At 60.2% G+C, this 18,061-nt stretch carries 21 protein-coding genes; 12 read left to right on the top strand and 9 right to left on the bottom strand.

Features of this window, described 5'->3' with window-relative positions:
* The first annotated feature begins 96 nt into the window (after nucleotides 1–96).
* The gene (locus CLU80_RS20870) at nucleotides 97–1,029 is read left to right on the top strand and encodes a D-2-hydroxyacid dehydrogenase (RefSeq protein WP_034153168.1); all 933 of its coding nucleotides are present in this window, start codon (nucleotides 97–99) and stop codon (nucleotides 1,027–1,029) included.
* Between the two features lie 123 nt (nucleotides 1,030–1,152).
* Here the strand turns inward: CLU80_RS20870 and CLU80_RS20875 are convergent, their stop codons facing one another.
* On the bottom strand, nucleotides 1,153–1,746 hold the full coding sequence (locus tag CLU80_RS20875) for a nitroreductase family protein (RefSeq protein WP_093438234.1): 594 nt from the start codon (nucleotides 1,744–1,746) through the stop codon (nucleotides 1,153–1,155).
* 279 nt (nucleotides 1,747–2,025) lie between these two features.
* Between CLU80_RS20875 and CLU80_RS20880 the strand changes: the two genes are divergently transcribed.
* Nucleotides 2,026–2,475, top strand: coding sequence for a YcgN family cysteine cluster protein (locus CLU80_RS20880; protein ID WP_099758266.1), 450 nt, complete (start codon nucleotides 2,026–2,028; stop codon nucleotides 2,473–2,475).
* A 34-nt stretch (nucleotides 2,476–2,509) separates the two neighbouring features.
* Nucleotides 2,510–3,739 (top strand): hypothetical protein, encoded by a 1,230-nt coding sequence (locus CLU80_RS20885; RefSeq protein ID WP_099758267.1) that lies wholly within the window; start codon nucleotides 2,510–2,512, stop codon nucleotides 3,737–3,739.
* A 103-nt stretch (nucleotides 3,740–3,842) separates the two neighbouring features.
* Here CLU80_RS20885 and CLU80_RS20890 read toward each other — a convergent pair whose 3' ends face one another.
* The 4 genes from CLU80_RS20890 to CLU80_RS20905 form a co-directional block, all read right to left on the bottom strand.
* Nucleotides 3,843–4,220, bottom strand: a complete 378-nt coding sequence (locus CLU80_RS20890; RefSeq protein ID WP_093438222.1) for a YgaP family membrane protein — start codon at nucleotides 4,218–4,220, stop codon at nucleotides 3,843–3,845.
* An 81-nt stretch (nucleotides 4,221–4,301) separates the two neighbouring features.
* The gene (locus CLU80_RS20895; protein ID WP_007911337.1) at nucleotides 4,302–4,772 is read right to left on the bottom strand and encodes an RNA methyltransferase; all 471 of its coding nucleotides are present in this window, start codon (nucleotides 4,770–4,772) and stop codon (nucleotides 4,302–4,304) included.
* A 192-nt stretch (nucleotides 4,773–4,964) separates the two neighbouring features.
* Nucleotides 4,965–5,336, bottom strand: a complete 372-nt coding sequence (locus CLU80_RS20900) for a YajD family HNH nuclease (protein ID WP_007911336.1) — start codon at nucleotides 5,334–5,336, stop codon at nucleotides 4,965–4,967.
* 48 nt (nucleotides 5,337–5,384) lie between these two features.
* Nucleotides 5,385–6,071 carry a spermidine synthase gene (locus CLU80_RS20905; protein ID WP_099758268.1) on the bottom strand — a complete coding sequence of 229 codons (687 nt, stop codon included), beginning with the start codon at nucleotides 6,069–6,071 and terminating at the stop codon, nucleotides 5,385–5,387.
* Nucleotides 6,072–6,150: 79 nt separating this feature from the next.
* Between CLU80_RS20905 and CLU80_RS20910 the strand changes: the two genes are divergently transcribed.
* Nucleotides 6,151–6,435, top strand: coding sequence for a hypothetical protein (locus tag CLU80_RS20910; protein ID WP_099758270.1), 285 nt, complete (start codon nucleotides 6,151–6,153; stop codon nucleotides 6,433–6,435).
* Here CLU80_RS20910 and CLU80_RS20915 read toward each other — a convergent pair.
* Together CLU80_RS20915 and CLU80_RS20920 are read right to left on the bottom strand one after the other, a co-directional pair.
* On the bottom strand, nucleotides 6,432–6,905 hold the full coding sequence (locus CLU80_RS20915; protein WP_099758271.1) for a Crp/Fnr family transcriptional regulator: 474 nt from the start codon (nucleotides 6,903–6,905) through the stop codon (nucleotides 6,432–6,434). The two genes, CLU80_RS20910 and CLU80_RS20915, sit on opposite strands and share 4 nt — an antisense overlap.
* Nucleotides 6,906–7,107: 202 nt before the next feature.
* Nucleotides 7,108–9,162 carry a S9 family peptidase gene (locus tag CLU80_RS20920; protein WP_099758273.1) on the bottom strand — a complete coding sequence of 685 codons (2,055 nt, stop codon included), beginning with the start codon at nucleotides 9,160–9,162 and terminating at the stop codon, nucleotides 7,108–7,110.
* A gap of 237 nt (nucleotides 9,163–9,399) precedes the next feature.
* Between CLU80_RS20920 and CLU80_RS20925 the strand changes: the two genes are divergently transcribed.
* From CLU80_RS20925 to CLU80_RS20935, 3 genes are read left to right on the top strand one after another with little or no spacing between them, the layout of a single operon-like run.
* Nucleotides 9,400–9,897, top strand: a complete 498-nt coding sequence (locus CLU80_RS20925) for a hypothetical protein (protein WP_034153176.1) — start codon at nucleotides 9,400–9,402, stop codon at nucleotides 9,895–9,897.
* A gap of 15 nt (nucleotides 9,898–9,912) precedes the next feature.
* Nucleotides 9,913–10,689 (top strand): class II glutamine amidotransferase, encoded by a 777-nt coding sequence (locus CLU80_RS20930; protein WP_008085906.1) that lies wholly within the window; start codon nucleotides 9,913–9,915, stop codon nucleotides 10,687–10,689.
* A 12-nt stretch (nucleotides 10,690–10,701) separates the two neighbouring features.
* Complete coding sequence (locus CLU80_RS20935; protein ID WP_007911321.1) at nucleotides 10,702–11,244, top strand: DUF2937 family protein; 543 nt, start codon at nucleotides 10,702–10,704, stop codon at nucleotides 11,242–11,244.
* Nucleotides 11,245–11,351: 107 nt separating this feature from the next.
* Here CLU80_RS20935 and CLU80_RS20940 read toward each other — a convergent pair whose 3' ends face one another.
* Nucleotides 11,352–12,266: a LysR family transcriptional regulator gene (locus CLU80_RS20940; RefSeq protein WP_099758274.1), complete on the bottom strand. Its 915-nt coding sequence runs from the start codon at nucleotides 12,264–12,266 to the stop codon at nucleotides 11,352–11,354.
* A gap of 159 nt (nucleotides 12,267–12,425) precedes the next feature.
* Between CLU80_RS20940 and CLU80_RS20945 the strand changes: the two genes are divergently transcribed.
* The 5 genes from CLU80_RS20945 (at nucleotide 12,426) to CLU80_RS20965 (ending at nucleotide 16,809) form a co-directional block, all read left to right on the top strand.
* Nucleotides 12,426–13,712, top strand: coding sequence for an MFS transporter (locus tag CLU80_RS20945; protein ID WP_099758275.1), 1,287 nt, complete (start codon nucleotides 12,426–12,428; stop codon nucleotides 13,710–13,712).
* 62 nt (nucleotides 13,713–13,774) lie between these two features.
* Nucleotides 13,775–14,527, top strand: a complete 753-nt coding sequence (locus tag CLU80_RS20950; RefSeq protein ID WP_099758276.1) for a 5-oxoprolinase subunit PxpA — start codon at nucleotides 13,775–13,777, stop codon at nucleotides 14,525–14,527.
* Nucleotides 14,524–15,228, top strand: coding sequence for a 5-oxoprolinase subunit B family protein (locus CLU80_RS20955; RefSeq protein WP_099758277.1), 705 nt, complete (start codon nucleotides 14,524–14,526; stop codon nucleotides 15,226–15,228). Before CLU80_RS20950 ends, CLU80_RS20955 begins: the two co-directional genes overlap by 4 nt.
* Nucleotides 15,225–16,142, top strand: a complete 918-nt coding sequence (locus tag CLU80_RS20960) for a 5-oxoprolinase subunit C family protein (RefSeq protein ID WP_093438188.1) — start codon at nucleotides 15,225–15,227, stop codon at nucleotides 16,140–16,142. The genes CLU80_RS20955 and CLU80_RS20960 overlap by 4 nt, the downstream gene beginning before the upstream one ends.
* A 118-nt stretch (nucleotides 16,143–16,260) precedes the next feature.
* Nucleotides 16,261–16,809, top strand: a complete 549-nt coding sequence (locus tag CLU80_RS20965) for a hypothetical protein (protein ID WP_099758278.1) — start codon at nucleotides 16,261–16,263, stop codon at nucleotides 16,807–16,809.
* A gap of 63 nt (nucleotides 16,810–16,872) precedes the next feature.
* Here CLU80_RS20965 and CLU80_RS20970 read toward each other — a convergent pair whose 3' ends face one another.
* On the bottom strand, nucleotides 16,873–18,051 hold the full coding sequence (locus CLU80_RS20970) for a vWA domain-containing protein (protein ID WP_016771218.1): 1,179 nt from the start codon (nucleotides 18,049–18,051) through the stop codon (nucleotides 16,873–16,875).
* Nucleotides 18,052–18,061 lie beyond the last annotated feature (10 nt).

Raw genomic sequence — 18,061 nt, forward strand, 5'->3', positions numbered from 1 at the left:
GCTCTGTTCTGAGTCTCGGTTTACCCTGGAACTGTTTTTACCGCGATGGCCGGCTTAATCCGGCGGCCGTCTGCACGGTTTGCGAAAGGTTTGAAGATGCGCGTTCTGATTGCCGAACACGACCACGCGATATACGCCCGGCTGCTGCGTCAGGCAGCACCCGAGCTTGAAGTACTGACCAGCGGCGACTCCGCCGAGCTGGCCCGTCAGGCCGCCGATTGTCCGGTGTGGCTGGGGCAGCCGGATTTGCTCGCGACTCTGTTGCGCCAGGGGCACCAGCCACAATGGCTGCAATCGACCTGGGCCGGTATCACACCTTTGCTCGCTGACGGCTTGCGCCGCGATTACCGTTTGACCCGTGCAGTGGGGATTTTCGGTCAGGTGATGGCCGAGTATGTGCTGACCTACATTCTTGGCCATGAGCGCGAAGTGCTGGCGCGACTGGTCAGCCAGGTCGAGCGTAAATGGGACAACCGCAGCGGCCAGAGCCTGGTCGGGCGCAAAGTGCTGATCGTCGGCACCGGCGATATCGGCCAGAGTGTCGCGCAGTTCCTGCTGCCGTTCGGCATAGAGCTGTACGGGATTGCCAGCAGCGCCCGTGAGCAGGCGCCGTTTGTCGAGGTCGGTTCGATGGCTGATCTGCCGCGACTGGTGGGTGAAGTGGATTACGTGGTCAATCTGCTGCCGAACACCGAACACACCCACGATATCTACGACGCGGCGCTGTTCAAGCAATTCAAGCCAACCGGGTTGTTCATCAACGCCGGGCGCGGTGTCGCGGTGGTCGATGCCGACCTGGTGGAAGCGTTGAAGGAAGGCCATCTGGCGGGGGCGGTGATCGACGTTTGCCGTCAGGAGCCACTGCCGCAACGCCATCCATTCTGGACCGCTTGGGGCTTGCTGCTGACCGGGCACAGTTCGGCGCCGACGTCACCGGCGTTGATGGTGCAGCTGTTTGTCGAGAACCTGAAGGCGTATCAAGCGGGTGAAGCGTTGCGCGGGGAAGTGGATTTCAACCGCGGCTACTGACACACCACAATCAATGTAGGAGTGAGCCTGCTCGCGATGGCGGTGTGTCAGACAGCATTAATGTCGACTGACACGGCCTCATCGCGAGCAGGCTCACTCCTACACTTGGTTTTGCGCTGTGGCTTAGAGGGTGAAGTCGCCTTCCGCCGCCAGTTCATTCAGCGGGCGGCGCGGGCTCGGCTCTTCACGGGCCTGCAGGTATTCAGCCAGCGTTGCCTTGTCACCGAGCTTGCCGACGGCAACGGCCGCATGCAGCGCATAACCATCAGGAATGTTCAGCTCTTTGCGCGTCAGCTCCTGATCGAACCCGGCCATGCCGTGGGTGTGCCAGCCACTGAGGCTTGCTTGCAGCGCCAGATGGCCCCACGCCGAGCCGGTGTCGAAGGTATGCCACAGCGCCGGGGTTTCTTCAGTGGCGCCTGGTGCAGTGAAGGTGGTTTTCGAAATCACGATTACCAATGCCGAGGCATGCTGCGCCCAGCTACGGTTGAATTCGTTGAGCAGACCCAGATAACGCTCCCAGTTTGGCGTATCGCGACGCGCATAGAGGAAACGCCAAGGCTGCGAGTTGTACGCCGAGGGCGCCCAGCGTGCGGCTTCGAAGAAGCTCAGCAGGGTTTCTTCCGGGATCGCTTCGCCTGTGAAGGCGCGCGGCGACCAGCGGTCGGTGAATTGCGGGTGAATGGCGTAATCGGCAACGCGTGGGTTGGCACTCATCAAGAGATTCCTTGCTACGTTTGAGTCAGGGATTTGAATGAAAACCCGGCGGGATCAGTTGCGCTGAGCGATGGGGTTTTCCGAGCCTGAGGGTTCACCACAATGCAACGCGGTCGAGCGTTAATGGCTTGCGGGCAAGGCTCCTTGCGACTGGCAAAGCTACGCGCCGCCACAAAAACTGACAAGCCCCGCGCAACCGGCAGTCGCCAGCGCTTGGCCCGCAAGGCCTTGGGCACTAGACTGGCGGCCTTTTCACCACCTGATGTTGATGCTTGAGCCATGGCCGCCGAAGTCGAACCGTTCTGGAAACGCAAAACCCTCGATCAACTCGATCACCAGGAATGGGAATCGCTGTGCGACGGCTGTGGTCTGTGCTGCCTGCAAAAGCTTGAGGATGAGGAAGACAACAGCGTTTATTACACGCGCATTGCCTGCAAACTGCTGGACCTGAAAACCTGCCAGTGCAGCGATTATCCGAACCGCATCAAGTTTGTCCCGGACTGCATCCAGCTCACCCCGGGGCAGGCCGAAGAATTCAAATGGCTGCCGCCGACCTGCGGTTATCGACTGGTCAGCGAGGGCAAGGATCTACCGTTGTGGCACCACCTGGTCTGCGGCGATCGCGACGCGGTGCACCACGAGCGGATTTCCCAGTCCGGGCGCATGCTCGCCGAAGGCAGCGTGCCGGAGGATGACTGGGAAGATCACCTGATTTTCCGCGCGGGCTGATACCTGCTGATTCAAGCTTTACCAAGGAGTGCGTATGGCTGTCGGATTGCAGCGAGCGTTGATGATGGCGCTGCTGGCGCTAAGCGCCCCGGTGTGGGCGGCGAAGAAAGTCGATCTGGATTATCACGTGCGCCTGTTGCCGCAAAGCGATCAGGCCGAGGTGCGCCTGACCCTGGGCAAAGGCGAGGCGGTGCGCAGTCTCGATTTCGACCTTGGCGACGGCAGCCATTACAGCGACTTCAAGGCAGACGGCCAATGGCTGCTGACCCCCGGCAAAAACGCCCGGGGCGTCTGGCGCCCGACCAGTGACAAGGCCAGCCTGACTTACCGCGTGCGCATCAGCCACGGACGCAAGAACGGCAGTTTCGACACCCGCATGACCCCCAGCTGGGCATTGATGCGTGGCGATGAACTGGTGCCGCCAGCCAAACTTGATCAGCAGGACGGCACCGAACTGGTCGCGCGCCTGCAATTCGAATTGCCCGATGGCTGGAAAAGTATCGAAACCGCCTGGCCGCGTATCGGCAAGAACAAATTCCGCATCGACAACCCGTCACGCCTGTTTGATCGTCCGACGGGCTGGATGCTCGCCGGCCATCTCGGCAGCCGCCGTACGCGCCTAGGCGAAACCGAAGTCACCGTGGCCTCGCCGCAAGGGCAGGGCATGCGCCGGATGGACGTGCTGACCCTGCTTACGTTCGTCTGGCCGCAGGTGCAGGCGGTTTATCCACGCCATCCGGCTAAACTGTTGATCGTCGGTGCCAATGACCCGATGTGGCGCGGCAGCCTCGGCGCACATGAATCCATCTACGTGAACACGCGATTGCCGCTGGTCAGCGAAAGCGGCAGCAGTGCGCTGGTGCGCGAGCTGGCGCAGGTGTTCGGGCGGATTAACGACGAGCAGCGCAGCGACTGGATCAGCGAGGGTTTTGCCGAGTATTACGCCATTGAACTGGTGCGCCGTGCCGGCGGCATGAGCGATGAACGTTATCAGGCGCTACAGACGAAGCTGGCCAGGGACGGCCAGAAAGTCACGACGTTGCGCGGCGAGCAGATCAGCCCGGCGCAAGTGGCGAAAGCGGTGGTGGTGTTGCAGGAGCTGGATGGCGAGATTCGCCTGAAGACGCGCAACAAGCGTTCGCTGGATGATGTGTTGCGTGGGGCGATGCATCTGGGGACGGTGAGTACCAAGGAGTTTGTGCAGCTGGCCGAGAGCGTTCTTGGCGAGTCATCCAAAGTCCTTGATACCGTGTTGCTTCAGTAATACCGCTTTCGCGAGCAGGCTCGCTCCCACAGGGAAATGCATTTCAAAAGGTGGGAGCGAGCCTGCTCGCGAAGGGGTCATTAGCCCCACCGCAACTCTTGGATCAAACCCCGGCTTTCGGCGACTTCACCGAATCATTGCCGGTCACGGTGGCGGTGCTGGTCGCCGCCTCGGCATTGGCTTTCAGCTTGCTCAACTCTTCCCCGGCCCGTTCGATCTTCGCCCGCACATTGTTCATGTCCTGACGACTCTTCTCGATCAGGCTTTTCATCGAACTGTGCCCGGTAATCCCGCGCGCCATGGCCACGCCGCCAATCGCCACCTGAATTAAACCGAACACACCGCCACGGCGCAGGCCCTTGCCGACCATGATCACGCCGCCCGCCAGCGAGCCGATGCGCTCCCAGCCTTCGACGTTCTGCTCGGAACGGCTCTGGAACGGGGTGGATTCGATACGTTCGACACGTTTGAGCTCGGTCATGATCTTTCTCCAGGCAATGAGTAATGGATAAACAAGCTGACTGCCGGAGCGGTCAGCTCGTTCCATCGGATCTGCGATGTTTCAGCGGAATTTGGGCCCGGAGCGGGTGTTCAAGCCCTTGGCCATGCGGTCGTAAAGCACGACGTTGACCGTGGCGGCGAGGTTCATGCAGCCGGTGGTCGGGATGTACACGACGTCTTCGCACCAGTCGCGGATCTCTTTGTCCAGCGAACCGTCTTCGGGGCCGAAGATGTACAGGGCGCGATCCGGGTGGGTGTATTCCGGCAGCGGGCGGGCGCCTTCGACCAGTTCCACGGCGACGGGCACGCAGTTGAGCGGGAGGATCTTTTTCAGGTCATCGATGCCGATCAGCGGGATGTCGTAGTGCACGCGTTTGGTGTCGGTGACGAAGTCGGCGGCGCGTTCATAACGCTTGCCGGTGTAGAACACCGACGCCACGCCGTAGCAGCCTGCGGCGCGCATCACCGAACCGACGTTTTCCGGTGATTTGGGGTTATACAAACCAATGCAGCTGTACCGTTTGTCTGCCACGAGCGGGGTGCCTTCGGGAAAAAGAGCGCGATTATACGGGGATTGAACGGTTGTGGTCAGATCATGGAATGGCGGTGCCTGAGCGGCCGCCTTCGCGAGCAAGCTCGCTCCCACACTGGATCGGTGTCATACACAAAACCACTGTGGGAGCGAGCTTGCTCGCGAAGGGGCCAGTCAGGCCAATGAAGAACTTTAATCTTCTTTCTTCATGAGGCCGGCGAGGGCAGCAAACGGGTTATGCGTCGCCTTGGCGATCTTCGGCGTGCTCAGCGAGCCTTCGCTGAAATACTGCTGGTCGGTATAGCGCGAGTGTTCGTTGTCGTGGCAATACAGGCACAACAGCTCCCAGTTCGAGCCGTCCTGCGGGTTGTTGTCGTGGTTGTGGTCGCGGTGGTGCACGGTCAGTTCGCTCAGGCGCTTGCCGGAAAACTCACGGGTACAGCGGCCACAGACGTGCGGGTACATCTTCAGGGCTTTGTCGCGGTAGCCCATTTCCTTGTCGCGCTGGTTGTCGGCGAGGATGCGATCCAGCTTTGACGTGTTGGTTGGGGTGGACGAACTCATGGGTTCACCTTTGTAAAAGACTGATGACGGTTATACGCAGAGTTTAGCTCAGCCCTTGAGCTTCTCGGCAATCCAGATCGTGTGGCGCGTGCCCTTGTTGCCGTGGGCGAAGACCTGGACTTCTTCGGCCTTGAAACCGGCCTTCTTCAATTTGTCGGAAAACAGCCGGTCGGCGCTGGCCGACCACACTGCGAGCACGCCTTTCGGGCGCAGGGCTTTGGCGCAGGCATTCAGACCAGCGGCGGAGTACAGCCAGCTGTTGGCTTTCTGGGTCAGGCCTTCGGGGCCGTTGTCGACGTCGAGCATGATTGCGTCGAAACCGTTCGGCTCACTTTGCAGCACCTTGGCCACGTCTTCCTGACGGATCAGCGTGCGCGGATCCAGCAGCGGACGGCCGGACTTTTCGCCGAGCGGGCCACGGTTCCACTCGACCACGCCGGGGACCAGCTCCGCGACCACCACTTCGGCAGTCTTGCCCAGATGCTTGAGCGCGGAGGCGAGGGTGAAACCCATGCCCAGACCGCCGATCAGCACCCGCGAATTCGGCCGGCCAGCGACCTTGCGGCACGGAATTTCGGCCAGCGCATCTTCGGAACCGTGCATGCGCGTGTTCATCAATTGTCCGCCGTCGCCGCCCTGGATCTTGATGACAAAATCCTCGCCATACTCGAACAGGCACAGGGCACCGCCGCTTTCAGGGATCGGGGTGGTGTCGAGCAGAACGAAACGTTTCATGGAAATCTCTACAAGGGGGAAGGCAAGCAGGCCCGTTGGGAGTAGCCTGAGCGCAGACTAAGGCCAAACGGAGCCCTTGATGAAGCGCACCATTCTAACGGTCATTGCCCTGGCCGCGCTCTCGATTACTGCAGTGCAGGCGCAGCAGGTCGTTCCAGTCAGCCCGGCGCCGCAACCCGGCTCGCCTGGCACCGCTACACCGACACCGTATCCGCAGATCACGCCGATCAACATTCCCAAGTCGGGTGCCGGCAGTGGCAGCCCGCCGCTGGTGCCGATTGAAATGCCCAGTCCGCCGAGCAAGGATCAACCGGTGCCGGGCATCGAGCCGAGTGGCACCAAGGCGAAGCCCCCCGGCGGTTAAACCTGTTGCGCCGCCAGTTGGCCGTCGGCCATGCGCAGGCGTTTCGACAGAGAGACGGCGAGGGCGCGGATGATTTTCGCGGCGATCTTCGGCGCGTCGTTGAGCATTTTTTCCAGCGAGTCTTTGCCGAGGTTCAATAGCTGACAGTTTGTCGCCGCCACGCACGTTGCCGAGCGTCGTTCGCCATCGAGCACGGCCATTTCGCCGAAGGCCCTACCGCTGCGCAGGGCGGCCATGGTGATTACCTGGCCATCGGGGCCGGTTTTCTGCACGGCCACTTGGCCGGTGTGGAGGATGCACATGAAACTGCCGGCATCGCCCTCGCGGAAAATCGCTTCGCCTTCGGCCACGGTACTGATGCTGAAGTAGCCGGAGGCGGCCGCAAAGTCGGCCAGCTGCAATTGATCGAACAGGCCGCAGTCCATCAGCCAGTCGCGGATTTCGTTGTTCAGGAAGGTCGGTTCTGACATGTCGTCACGGTCTTTTTGTTTTCACTGTTTCAGGCTTCACACGATCCCTTGTAGGAGTGAGCCTGCTCGCGATAGCGGTCGGTCATTCAAATCATCTTTAACTGACATACCGTTATCGCGAGCAGGCTCACTCCTACTGGGGATCTGTGGGGTATCGGCCTCTTGGGTCTGCAATTAAGACCCAAGTGACCGACGGAGTTCCTCAGGCCAGACCCAGAACCTTGAAAACAAATGCGTATTCGAGTGCTACGTCACGTAATCCCTGATAACGCCCGCTCATCCCGCCATGCCCGGCGCCCAGTTCAGTTTTGAGCAGCAGCACGTTGTCGTCGGTTTTGGATGCGCGCAGTTTCGCCACCCACTTGGCCGCTTCCCAGTACTGCACGCGGCTGTCGTTGTAACCGGCGATCACCAGCGTCGCTGGATAATCCTGCGCACTGACGTTTTCGTACGGCGCATAAGCCTTGATCCGCTCGTAAACCTCCGGCTCTTCGGGATTGCCCCACTCGTCGTACTCGGTAACGGTCAGCGGCAGTTCCGGGTCGAGCATGGTATTGAGCACGTCGACGAACGGCACTTCAGCAATCGCCACGCCGAACAGATCCGGACGCTGGTTGAGCACCGCGCCAATCAGCAAACCACCCGCGCTGCCGCCGCTGATCGCCAGTTTATCGGCCGTGGTAATGCCGTTGAGGATCAGAAATTCGGCGCAGGCAATGAAGTCGCTGAAGGTGTTGTGTTTGTGTTCCTGCTTACCGGCGCGATACCAGGCCTCGCCCAATTCACCGCCGCCGCGCACATGCGCAATCGCGAAGGCCATGCCACGATCCAGCAGACTCAGGCGGGCGTGGGAGAACCACGGATCAAGACTCGAACCGTAAGCGCCATAACCGTAGAGATACAGCGGCACGGCTTTGCCAACCATGTCGCGCTTCATCACCAGGCTGATCGGTACTTGCGTACCGTCCGGCGCAGTCGCCCACAAGCGCTGGCTGACGTAGGCATCGGCGTCGAACGGGCCGAGCACCGGGGTTTCTTTCAACACTGCTTGTTCGCCGCTGGCGAGGATCAGTTGGCGAACTTGCGCCGGACGGTTCAACGCCTCGTAGCGCAGGCGAATGCGGTCGCTCTCGAACTCCAGGCTGTTTTGCACATAGAGATTGTAGGCCGCGTCCGGCAATTGCACGCGATACGGCGCCAGACCGTGTGGGTGAACTTCTATGATCGGCAGGCCGCCCTCGCGCAGGCTCAGGGTTATGGCCTCGGTGTTGAGGCTGACGCCATCGAGCATCACCGTATCGCTGTGGGGGATCAGGTTCTGCCAGTCGGCTTCGGTCGGCGCGGTGCCGCTGTCCGGTGCCTGATACAGCGCGTAGTTGATGCCGTCACGGTTGGTGCGGATAAACCATGTCCACACGCCATTGAGCAGGCCGTGATCGACATCATATTCATGATCCTCGACCCGTGGCGCCAGGCAGGTGAACGGCAGGTGCGGCTGGTGGGCGTCGAGCGCCCAGACTTCGCTGGTGGTCTTGCTGCCCAGCGACAGGAGCAACTGCTGTTCGGAGCTGGAGCGGTAGCAATGCAGGAAGAAGCGCCCGTCCGGCTCGTGGAACACCTCTTCGGCGGCGGTGCCGTCGAGGCGGTAGCGGAAGAGTTTGTGCGGGCGGTGCGTGTCGTCGAGTACGCCGAAGAACAGGGTCAGGCTGTCATTGGCCCAGGTCATGCTGCCGTCGCAGTCTTCGAATTCCAGTTCGCTGACTTTGTCGTTGGCCAGTTCCTTGACAAACAACGTGTAAATCTCATCGCCCGAAGCGTCGACGCTGTAGGCCAGACGCTGGTGATCCGGGCTGATACTGAATGCACCCAGCGAGAAGAAACCGCCGTTGGCCAGTACATTCGGGTCGAGCAGCAGTTGTTCGCGACTTTCATCGAGGCTCAGGCTGTCGTCCGCCGGACGCGGGCAGCGGTAATGCCGGGCGTATTCATCGCCCGCTGTGGTGCGCGTGTAATACAGGTACGGACCCCAAGGCGAGGGCAGGGACAGGTCGGTTTCCAGAATCCTGCCCTTGATCTCTTCGAACAGACTTTCACGCAGCTCGGCCTGATCGGCGGTTTGCGCTTCCTGGTAGGCGTTTTCGGCCTTGAGGTAATCGAGTACCGCGTCGGTGTCGCGCTCCTGCAGCCAGGCATACGGGTCGGCACCGGGCGCCTTGTGGGCAATCGGGGCACTGAGGACGTTGGCGGATTCGGGCATGAAAGGTTCTCGGACAATTTACGGAATAAGGGTTTTCGCGGATCTTGAAACCGCCGCAGACCCCTGTGGGAGCGAGCTTGCTCGCGAAGGCGTCGTGTCAGATGACATTTGTTTCACTGACCCACCGCTTTCGCGAGCAAGCTCGCTCCCACAGGGTTTGCTGCTGGCCGTCTGGTATTGGGACAAGCCGCACGGGCGAAAAGTCGTTACTATAAGCGCCTCTTTGCCTGCCTTGCCATGGACACCATGACCGAGAACGACTATCTGATCGCCTGGGGCCTCTACGCCTTTGCTGCTGTGGGCTGCCTGTTGGTATGGATGCGCCTGACCACCTGGATGTGGCGCTGGTTGCGCGAACCGCTGCGCGTCTTGATGGCCGTGTTGCTGTTCAGCCCGACCATCATTGATCCGGTGAAAGCCAAAGTTGCGCCGTCCATCGCCATTACTGCGCTGGATCTGGCCTTCAAGGTCGGCAACAACGCCTGGCGAGCGATCTCCGATCTGTTCATGTACAGCATGATCGCTTTCGGCATCTACCTGATCTTTGTGCTGATCCGCTTTCCGATCGAACGGGCTTCCCGTGCGCGTCGTGAACAGGCAGAGGCCGCCAAAGCAGCTGCCCGCGCTGATGACCGCGACGACGATCAGCCGTTTGGCGGCGCCGGCGATGACCGCTATGGCCGTCCACCTCTGCCAAACAATCCGCAGCGTATGCGGGTCGAGCCGCGCCTGTAACCCGAGAGTCCGCACATGTGTGAATTACTGGGCATGAGTGCCAACGTGCCGACCGATATCGTGTTCAGCTTCACCGGCCTGATGCAGCGCGGCGGTCGCACCGGCCCGCACCGCGACGGCTGGGGCATTGCCTTCTATGAAGGCCGTGGCTTGCGCCTGTTTCAGGACCCGGCGGCGAGTTGCGAGTCGGAAGTCGCCAATCTGGTGCAGCGCTATCCGATCAAGAGTGAAGTGGTCATCGGCCACATCCGCCAGGCCAATGTCGGCAAGGTCTGCCTGTCCAACACCCACCCGTTCGTCCGTGAACTGTGGGGACGCAACTGGTGCTTCGCGCATAACGGCCAGCTCGCCGATTTCACCCCGATCAAAAGCTTCTACCGGCCGGTCGGCGATACCGACAGCGAAGCGGCGTTCTGCGATTTGCTTAACCGCGTGCGTGCAGCATTCCCGGAGCCGGTCGATATAGAAGCGCTGTTGCCGGATCTGGTCGCCGCGTGCGCCGAATACCGCAGCAAAGGCGTGTTCAACTGCCTGCTCAGCGATGGCGACTGGCTGTTCTGCTATTGCTCGACCAAACTCGCACAGATCACCCGCCGTGCCCCGTTCGGCCCGGCGCGCCTGAAAGATGTCGACGTGATCGTCGATTTCCAGGCGGAAACCACGCCCAACGACGTGGTCACCGTGATCGCCACCGAGCCTTTGACCGAAAACGAAACCTGGACCCGCTACGAACCGGGCCAATGGAGCCTGTGGCGACGCGGCGAATGCGTCAGTCAGGGCAAGACCGAATAAGGATTGCACCCCATGTTGCTCAGTTATGTACGGCTGGTGTTGTTTGCGGCGGGCCTGTTGATCGGTGTCCAGGTGCCAGGCTTCATCAACGATTACGCGAAACGCGTGGAGGCGCACCTGATCGAGGCGCAGACCGGCCTGCGCGGTTTTCAGGGCACCGCCGAGCAGTTTTTCAAGGGCGATATGCAGGCGCTGGTCGCGCATTACCGCGCCAGTGAAGACCCGGTGTTTCGTAGCGATGCCGACAGCCTGAGCACCTTGCTCAGCCGTCAGATCGCGCTGGACAAGCAGTTCCAGGCGATGCAAGGCCCGTGGTACATCCGCTTTCTGCAAGTGGTGCTGGCCGCCGACCCGGACATTCGCAAGGAAACCTGGAATGGCTACAGCTACCAGATCCTGCTGACGCCGGAAGCGATGATCTGGGGCATGAGCGGCGCGTTGCTGCTGTCGTTCGGCATTGAATGCCTGTTCCGCTTGATCGACTGGGTCGTACTCGGTGGCCGGCGTCTGCGCCAGAGCCGACCGATCGAAGACCGCGACGTGCGCGGGTTGTAAAAACCAAGAGCAAAGATCGTCCGATCGCGGCCCGAACCTTCGGCAGCTCCTTGATCTCTGTAGGAACTGCCGAAGGTTCGGGCCGCGATCGGACGATCTTTTGCTTTTCAGGGATTTAAAACCACATACCCTTCACCCATTTTCTGGGCATACCCCTCCAGCACCTGCTGACACAACGTCACAATCTCCTCGACCCATTCCACGCCTACCCGCCACGACACCACCACTTGCAGATTCGGCGGTCGCTGATCGATGTCGAGCAAGGTCAACTCGCCCCGCGCCAGTTCCTCGGCCACCAACACGGGCGGCAGCACACCAATCCCGAATCCATCGCGCAACAACCGCGTGATCGCCGACACCGAATTCACGCAATTCAAGCGCGGCGCCGGCACGCCATTGGTCTGCATCAGCGCCAGAAGATCCTGATGCGGCCGGGAGTTTTTCGAGTAGGTAATGATCCGTTCCTGGGCCAGTTCGGCGAGGTCGGCGTAGTCGCGGTTGTAGATCGAATTACTGGCGACAATCCAGCCCAGCGGATGGCTGGCCAGCTCCAGGCTGCGCACGCTTTCATGACGGATCAGATCGGTTTGCAGAACGATGTCGAGAAAGCCTTTTTGCAGTTGATCGCAGAGGTTCAGCGAGGTATCCGCCACCAGCTCGATTTCCACCCGCGGATACAGATCGGTCATCTGCGCCACCAACGGGCTGAGCCAAGTGTGAATTACCGTGTCCATCACGCCGATGCGCACCCGGCCGACTTTGCTCGAGCGGGTTTCGATCGATTGCTTGAGCGCCGACATCGTGTCGAGCATTTGCTCGGCATATTCCAGCACTTTCAAGCCTTCGGGCGTCAGGCTGACACCGCGCGAATCGCGCAGAAACAGCTTCACCCCCAGCTCGCCTTCCAGCACCGCAATGCGGCTGGAGATCGACGCCTGAGTGGTGAACAGCTTGTCGGCGGTCAGGCGAAAACTCTTCAGTCGGGCGACCCAGACAAAGGTCTCGAGAAACTTCAGGTTCATGGGCAAGGCTCGGGTGACAAATTTTTCTTATGGCTAGGGCGGGTTTTTATTCGTTGGACGCAGCAGGGCCGCGCGACGAAAAATCGACGCATCCGGTTCCCACGATAGGCGTCGTCGGGGCTACGAACAAGACCAATAAAAAACCTGCGGAGATAAGCCATGCGTGCTCCCGACACCCTAGAAACATCCACGGCATCGGCGCGTCCGGGGCCGTTCGACTGGTATCGCAACATCAATCAGCAGGAGCGTCGCACGTTCTGGAGCTGCAAGATCGGCTACGGTCTGGACGGCATGGACACGCAGATGCTCAGCTTCGTCGTGCCGACACTGATCGCGATGTGGGGCATCACCACCGGCGAAGCAGGACTGATTCACACCAGCACATTGATCGCTTCGGCCATCGGCGGCTGGGTTGCGGGGATTCTCTCTGACCGCATCGGCCGTGTACGCACCTTGCAACTCACCGTGCTGTGGTTCGCCTTCTTCACCTTTCTCTGCGGCTTCGCGCAAAACTACGAACAACTGTTGATCGCACGTACCTTGATGGGCTTCGGTTTCGGCGGCGAGTGGACGGCCGGTGCAGTGCTGATCGGCGAGGTGATCCGCGCCAAGGACCGAGGCAAAGCGGTGGGCATGGTGCAATCCGGTTGGGCGCTGGGTTGGGGGCTGACGGCGATTTTGTATGCGCTGCTGTTCTCGGTGTTGCCGCCGGAAGACGCCTGGCGCGCCTTGTTCATCCTCGGCATCGTGCCGGCGATTTTTGTGATTTTTGTCCGTCGTCTGGTCAAGGATCCGGAGATATATCGCGAGGCCAAGGCCCAACAAACGCCGGAGACTCAGTCGAAGTTCTACGAGATCTTCGCCCCCGGCATGCTCTTCACCACGTTTCGCGCTTCACTGCTGACCACCGGCGCGCTGGGCGGCTATTACGCGATCACTTCCTGGCTGCCGACCTTCCTGAAAAACGAACGCGGCTTGAGCGTACTCGGCACCGGCGGCTATCTGGCCATGGTGATTGTCGGTTCCTACGTCGGCTATGTGATCAGCGCCTATCTGACTGATCTGTTGGGGCGGAAAAAGAACTTCATCCTCTTCGCTGTCGGTTCGTTCACCATCGTTCTGCTCTATACGCAACTGCCGGTGAGCAACGGCGTGATGCTATGGCTGGGCTTCCCGCTGGGCTTCTTTGCCTCGGGGATTTTCAGCGGCATGGGCGCATTTCTGACCGAGCTGTTCCCTACGCGAATTCGCGGTTCGGGGCAGGGCTTCTGCTACAACATCGGTCGGGCGCTGGCGGCCCTGTTTCCGCTGCTGATCGGCCTGCTCAGCCAGAAGGTGCCGTTGAGCGTCGGCATTGGCGCCTTCGCGGCGGTGTCCTACGGCGTGGTGATTATCGCGGCACTGAGTCTGCCGGAAACCCGTGGCAAGCAACTCGATGCGCAGTAACTGATAACCTGCAAAGCAAAGTCCTACAGATAAAAAGACAAGCACCTACAGGAGTGTTCACCGTGAGCCGCCTGCTATTGAATTGCGACATAGGCGAGAGCTTCGGCAGCTGGACCATGGGTCTGGACGCCGAAATCATGCCCTTCATCGATTGCGCCAACGTGGCCTGTGGTTTCCACGCCGGCGATCCGAGCATCATGCGCAAGACCGTCAGTCTGGCCCTGAGCCACGGTGTGCAAATCGGTGCACACCCGGCCTATCAGGATCTGGTCGGTTTCGGCCGTCGCTCCATGGCGTACTCCGCGCAAGAGCTGCAGGACATCCTGCATTACCAGATCGGCGCTCTTGACGGCATTTGCAAAGCCCAGGGTGGCCGTGTCAGTTACGTCAAACCTCATGGCGCGATGTACAACGACATGATGGCCAACCCGGCACAATTGCGTGCGGTGATTCAGGCGGTGGCCGCTTACGACCGCGGCCTGCCGCTGATGCTGATGGCCACCCGCGACAACGCCGCCGCGCAGCAGATCGGCGATGAGTATGGCGTGAACCTGTGGTTCGAAGCCTTCGCTGACCGTGCTTACGACAGTGCTGGCAAACTGGTTTCACGACAATTGCCGGGCGCGGTGCATCATGACCCCGAGGTAATCATCGAACAAGCCCTGACCATTGCCCGTGGTGACAACCTCGCCGCCAGCGATGGCAGCGCCTTGCGCCTGCACGCCAATACCCTCTGCGTGCACGGTGATAACGCCAGTTCGGTGGCCGCCGTGCAGCGCATTCGCGAGGCCTTGAATCAGCAGCGTGCGTCATGAACCCAAGGATTGAAGTGGTGGCACTGGATTGCCTGATGCTGCGTCTGTTCGATGAAATTGCCGAAGCCAACATGCCGTGGATGCTCGCTGCCAGTGAGCGTTTGCGCGGGGCATTCGGCGCGCAACTGATCGATCTGGTGCCGTCCTATACGACGTTGATGGTGCATTACGATCTGACTGCACTGAGCCCGAGTCAGGCGCGGGAATTGATTGCCGAGGCGTTGATCGACCTGTCGCCGAATGCGCGAACTGGCGGTCAATGTCATGTGTTGCCGGTCTGGTATGACCTCAGCGTCGGGCCAGAATTGAGCCTGCTCGCCGAGCGTAGTGGGCTGGCAGTGGAGGAGGTGATCCGTCGTCACAGCGGACGTGAATATCAGGTATTCGCCCTGGGTTTCGCACCGGGGTTCGCCTTTATGGGGCTGGTCGAAGAGGTTCTGGCGGCGCCACGTCTTAACACGCCGCGCAAGAAAGTCGCCGCGGGCAGTGTCGGCATTGCCGAGCGCCAAACCGCTGCGTATCCCGTGGTCTCGCCCGGTGGCTGGAACCTGATCGGCCGCACTCCGGCGAAACTGTTCGATCGCACACGGGATGGCTACAGCCTGATGCAACCGGGCGACACGGTGCAATTCGAAGCGGTCGGTCATGCCGAGTTCATCAATCTGGGCGGCGATGACACACCACTGGAGGCGCTGGCATGAGCCGACTGAGGATTGAAGCGAGTACACCGCTGTGCCTGTTGCAGGACGCGGGCCGTTTCGGCGTGCGGCATCTGGGCGTGACCCAGGGCGGCGCGGCAGACTGGTGTTCGATGAGTTGGGCCAACTGGCTGCTCGGCAATGAACTGGACGCAGCGGTGATCGAAATCACCCTCGGCGGCCTGGCCGTGGTGGCCGAAGAGGAGTGTTGGCTGGCCTTGGCCGGTGCGGATCTTGCCGCACGGATCGACGGGCAGCCGCTGGCGCCGTGGCGCAGTTTCAAGTTGGGCAAAGGGCAGACGTTGCAACTCACTCAACCGTTGCTTGGTGCCCGGGCTTATCTGGCCGCGCCCGGCGGTTTTCAAGCACCGCAGGTCTTGGGCAGTAGCGCCACGGTTGTCCGCGAAGAACTCGGTGGACTTGATGGCATGGGCTTACCGTTGGCGAAAGGGGCGGTGCTGAGTTATTGCGGTGAATCGCGGCTGCTGCGGGAAGTGCCTTTGCCGTTGCAGCCTGATCTGAAATCGAATGCACCGCTGGATCTGGTACTCGGCGCGCAGATCGGCCAGTTCAGCGGACAGAGCCTGTTTGATGTGTTTAACACGACCTGGGCTGTGGACAGTCGCGCTGATCGCATGGGCATTCGCTTGTTGGGCAGCGCCTTGCACTATCAGGGACAACCGATGATTTCCGAAGGCATTCCGCTCGGTGCGGTGCAAGTGCCGCCGGACGGGCAGCCGATCGTCTTGCTCAATGATCGCCAGACCATTGGTGGATATCCACGCTTGGGGGCGTTGACGCCGTTGGCGCTGGCGCGGCTGGCGCAGCGTCTGCCGGGTGACAAGGTTAGGTTCACCCCGGTCATGCAGGAACGTGCATGGCACGACCATATCAACTACCTGAAGTCCTACTTGTAATTGTCCGTATTTCGGACTGAAGACCGAGACGTTTCCTGACACTTTGGTAAGTCGCCCTACATCACGCGTCGAGAGGGTGTGGAACTATCGGTCTTCATCTTTTACAAGGAAGTTACAGATGCGTTTTATGAAAGTGATGGCCCAGTCAGAGGGCGAGTGTGCGAACCGTGTCGATGGGCACATTGTCGGTTTTTATGAGGATGTGGGCAGCGTGCCGGTTTATCGGGCGAGCATCGATCGTTTCTACAATGTGCAACGACTGGACGCCGAACATGCCGGTAATCAGGACATCGTTGCGCGTATCGAGACATTCATGTCCACCGCAACGGTCGACATGATGCGAATGTTTCACTGGAATCACCGCACAGAGGCACGCGGTCAATCCATGGAACTGATTGCCGAGGGGAAAAGCTGCGAAACGGAGGCGACCCGGGTCAGGTTTCGTTTTCTGTCGCCAGAGGGCGAGATGAAGAGTGAAATGACCCTGAGTTCTGAAACGGATATTGAAAAAACTCGCAGGGTAGAGTTGGAAAGCGGTGGGGTGAAAGTGGTCGCCAAAGGGAAGAAAAAACGTCGCGGGCAAAAAACTGCCTCAGTCGGGCCGGCGATTCAGGACACCGTTTTTATGGACAGGCTCTGCAAGACCTATCTCGCATCAGGTTGGTAAAACGGCCACCGATTCCGTACGGAATTGAGGGTTCCCACGCTCACGTGGGAACCCCTCTGGCCGTTATTTCGACAAAAACCGCATCCCTTCCTCAAGCCCGCGCAACGTCAACGGATACATCTGATCCTCGATCAGATCCCGCACGATATTGGTCGACGAGGTATAGCCCCAGGTGTCTTTCGGGTACGGATTGATCCAGATGAGCTTTTTGTACTTCTCCATGAAGCGCTGCATCCACACGTAACCCGGCTCTTCGTTCCAGTGCTCGACACTGCCGCCGGCCTGGGTAATTTCATATGGCGCCATGGCGGCGTCACCGATGAAGATCACTTTGTAGTCGGCGCCGTACTTGTGCAGCAGGTCCTGGGTCGAAGTGCGCTCCGAGGTGCGGCGCATATTGTTCTTCCACACCGATTCATAAATGAAGTTGTGGAAGTAGAAATACTCCAGATGCTTGAACTCGGTCTTGCAGGCCGAGAACAGTTCCTCGCAGATCTTCACGTGGGCGTCCATCGAGCCGCCGATGTCGAACAGCAACAACAACTTCACCGTGTTGCGCCGTTCCGGGCGCATCTGAATATTCAGCAGACCGGCGTCCTTGGCGGTGTGGTCGATGGTGCCGTCGATGTCCAGCTCTTCTGCTGCGCCTTGGCGGGCGAATTTGCGCAGTCGGCGCAGGGCGACTTTGATGTTGCGCGTGCCCAATTCCACCGAATCATCGAGGTTCTTGTACTCGCGCTGATCCCAGACTTTCACGGCTTTGCCCTGGCGCTTGCCAGCATCGCCGACACGAATGCCTTCCGGGTTGAAACCACCGGAACCGAACGGGCTGGTGCCGCCGGTACCAATCCATTTGTTGCCGCCGGCGTGGCGTTCCTTCTGTTCTTCCAGACGCTTCTTGAACTCTTCGATCAGTTTGTCGAGGCCGCCGAGGGACTGGATCTGCGCGCGTTCTTCGTCGCTTAATGAGCGCTCGAACTCCTTACGCAGCCAGTCTTCGGGAATCAATGCCTGCAAGTGATCGTCGAGCTTTTCCAGGCCATTGAAGTAGGCGCCGAACGCGCGGTCGAACTTGTCGAAATGGCGTTCGTCCTTCACCAGAATCGCCCGCGACAAGTAATAGAACTCGTCCATGTCGGCGAAGGTCACGCGCTGTTTCAGCGCGTTGATCAGGTCGAGCAGCTCACGCACCGACACCGGCACCTTGGCTGCACGCATTTCATTGAAGAGGTTGAGCAGCATAACGATGGCC

It is taken from the genome of Pseudomonas sp. 29 (assembly GCF_002754355.1).
Classification (GTDB): domain Bacteria; phylum Pseudomonadota; class Gammaproteobacteria; order Pseudomonadales; family Pseudomonadaceae; genus Aquipseudomonas; species Aquipseudomonas neuropathica.

Excerpts from the sequence above, each read along its gene's own strand:
- CLU80_RS20890 (WP_093438222.1), bottom strand. The coding sequence starts at position 4,220 with ATGACCGAGCTCAAACGTGTCGAACGTATCGAATCCACCCCGTTCCAG.
- CLU80_RS20880 (WP_099758266.1), top strand. The coding sequence starts at position 2,026 with ATGGCCGCCGAAGTCGAACCGTTCTGGAAACGCAAAACCCTCGATCAA.
- CLU80_RS20885 (WP_099758267.1), top strand. The coding sequence starts at position 2,510 with ATGGCTGTCGGATTGCAGCGAGCGTTGATGATGGCGCTGCTGGCGCTA.
- CLU80_RS20915 (WP_099758271.1), bottom strand. The coding sequence starts at position 6,905 with ATGTCAGAACCGACCTTCCTGAACAACGAAATCCGCGACTGGCTGATG.
- CLU80_RS20920 (WP_099758273.1), bottom strand. The coding sequence starts at position 9,162 with ATGCCCGAATCCGCCAACGTCCTCAGTGCCCCGATTGCCCACAAGGCG.
- CLU80_RS20930 (WP_008085906.1), top strand. The coding sequence starts at position 9,913 with ATGTGTGAATTACTGGGCATGAGTGCCAACGTGCCGACCGATATCGTG.
- CLU80_RS20955 (WP_099758277.1), top strand. The coding sequence starts at position 14,524 with ATGAACCCAAGGATTGAAGTGGTGGCACTGGATTGCCTGATGCTGCGT.
- CLU80_RS20935 (WP_007911321.1), top strand. The coding sequence starts at position 10,702 with ATGTTGCTCAGTTATGTACGGCTGGTGTTGTTTGCGGCGGGCCTGTTG.
- CLU80_RS20900 (WP_007911336.1), bottom strand. The coding sequence starts at position 5,336 with ATGAGTTCGTCCACCCCAACCAACACGTCAAAGCTGGATCGCATCCTC.
- CLU80_RS20960 (WP_093438188.1), top strand. The coding sequence starts at position 15,225 with ATGAGCCGACTGAGGATTGAAGCGAGTACACCGCTGTGCCTGTTGCAG.
- CLU80_RS20925 (WP_034153176.1), top strand. The coding sequence starts at position 9,400 with ATGGACACCATGACCGAGAACGACTATCTGATCGCCTGGGGCCTCTAC.
- CLU80_RS20945 (WP_099758275.1), top strand. The coding sequence starts at position 12,426 with ATGCGTGCTCCCGACACCCTAGAAACATCCACGGCATCGGCGCGTCCG.
- CLU80_RS20910 (WP_099758270.1), top strand. The coding sequence starts at position 6,151 with ATGAAGCGCACCATTCTAACGGTCATTGCCCTGGCCGCGCTCTCGATT.
- CLU80_RS20870 (WP_034153168.1), top strand. The coding sequence starts at position 97 with ATGCGCGTTCTGATTGCCGAACACGACCACGCGATATACGCCCGGCTG.
- CLU80_RS20940 (WP_099758274.1), bottom strand. The coding sequence starts at position 12,266 with ATGAACCTGAAGTTTCTCGAGACCTTTGTCTGGGTCGCCCGACTGAAG.
- CLU80_RS20905 (WP_099758268.1), bottom strand. The coding sequence starts at position 6,071 with ATGAAACGTTTCGTTCTGCTCGACACCACCCCGATCCCTGAAAGCGGC.
- CLU80_RS20970 (WP_016771218.1), bottom strand. The coding sequence starts at position 18,051 with ATGCTGCTCAACCTCTTCAATGAAATGCGTGCAGCCAAGGTGCCGGTG.
- CLU80_RS20965 (WP_099758278.1), top strand. The coding sequence starts at position 16,261 with ATGCGTTTTATGAAAGTGATGGCCCAGTCAGAGGGCGAGTGTGCGAAC.
- CLU80_RS20875 (WP_093438234.1), bottom strand. The coding sequence starts at position 1,746 with ATGAGTGCCAACCCACGCGTTGCCGATTACGCCATTCACCCGCAATTC.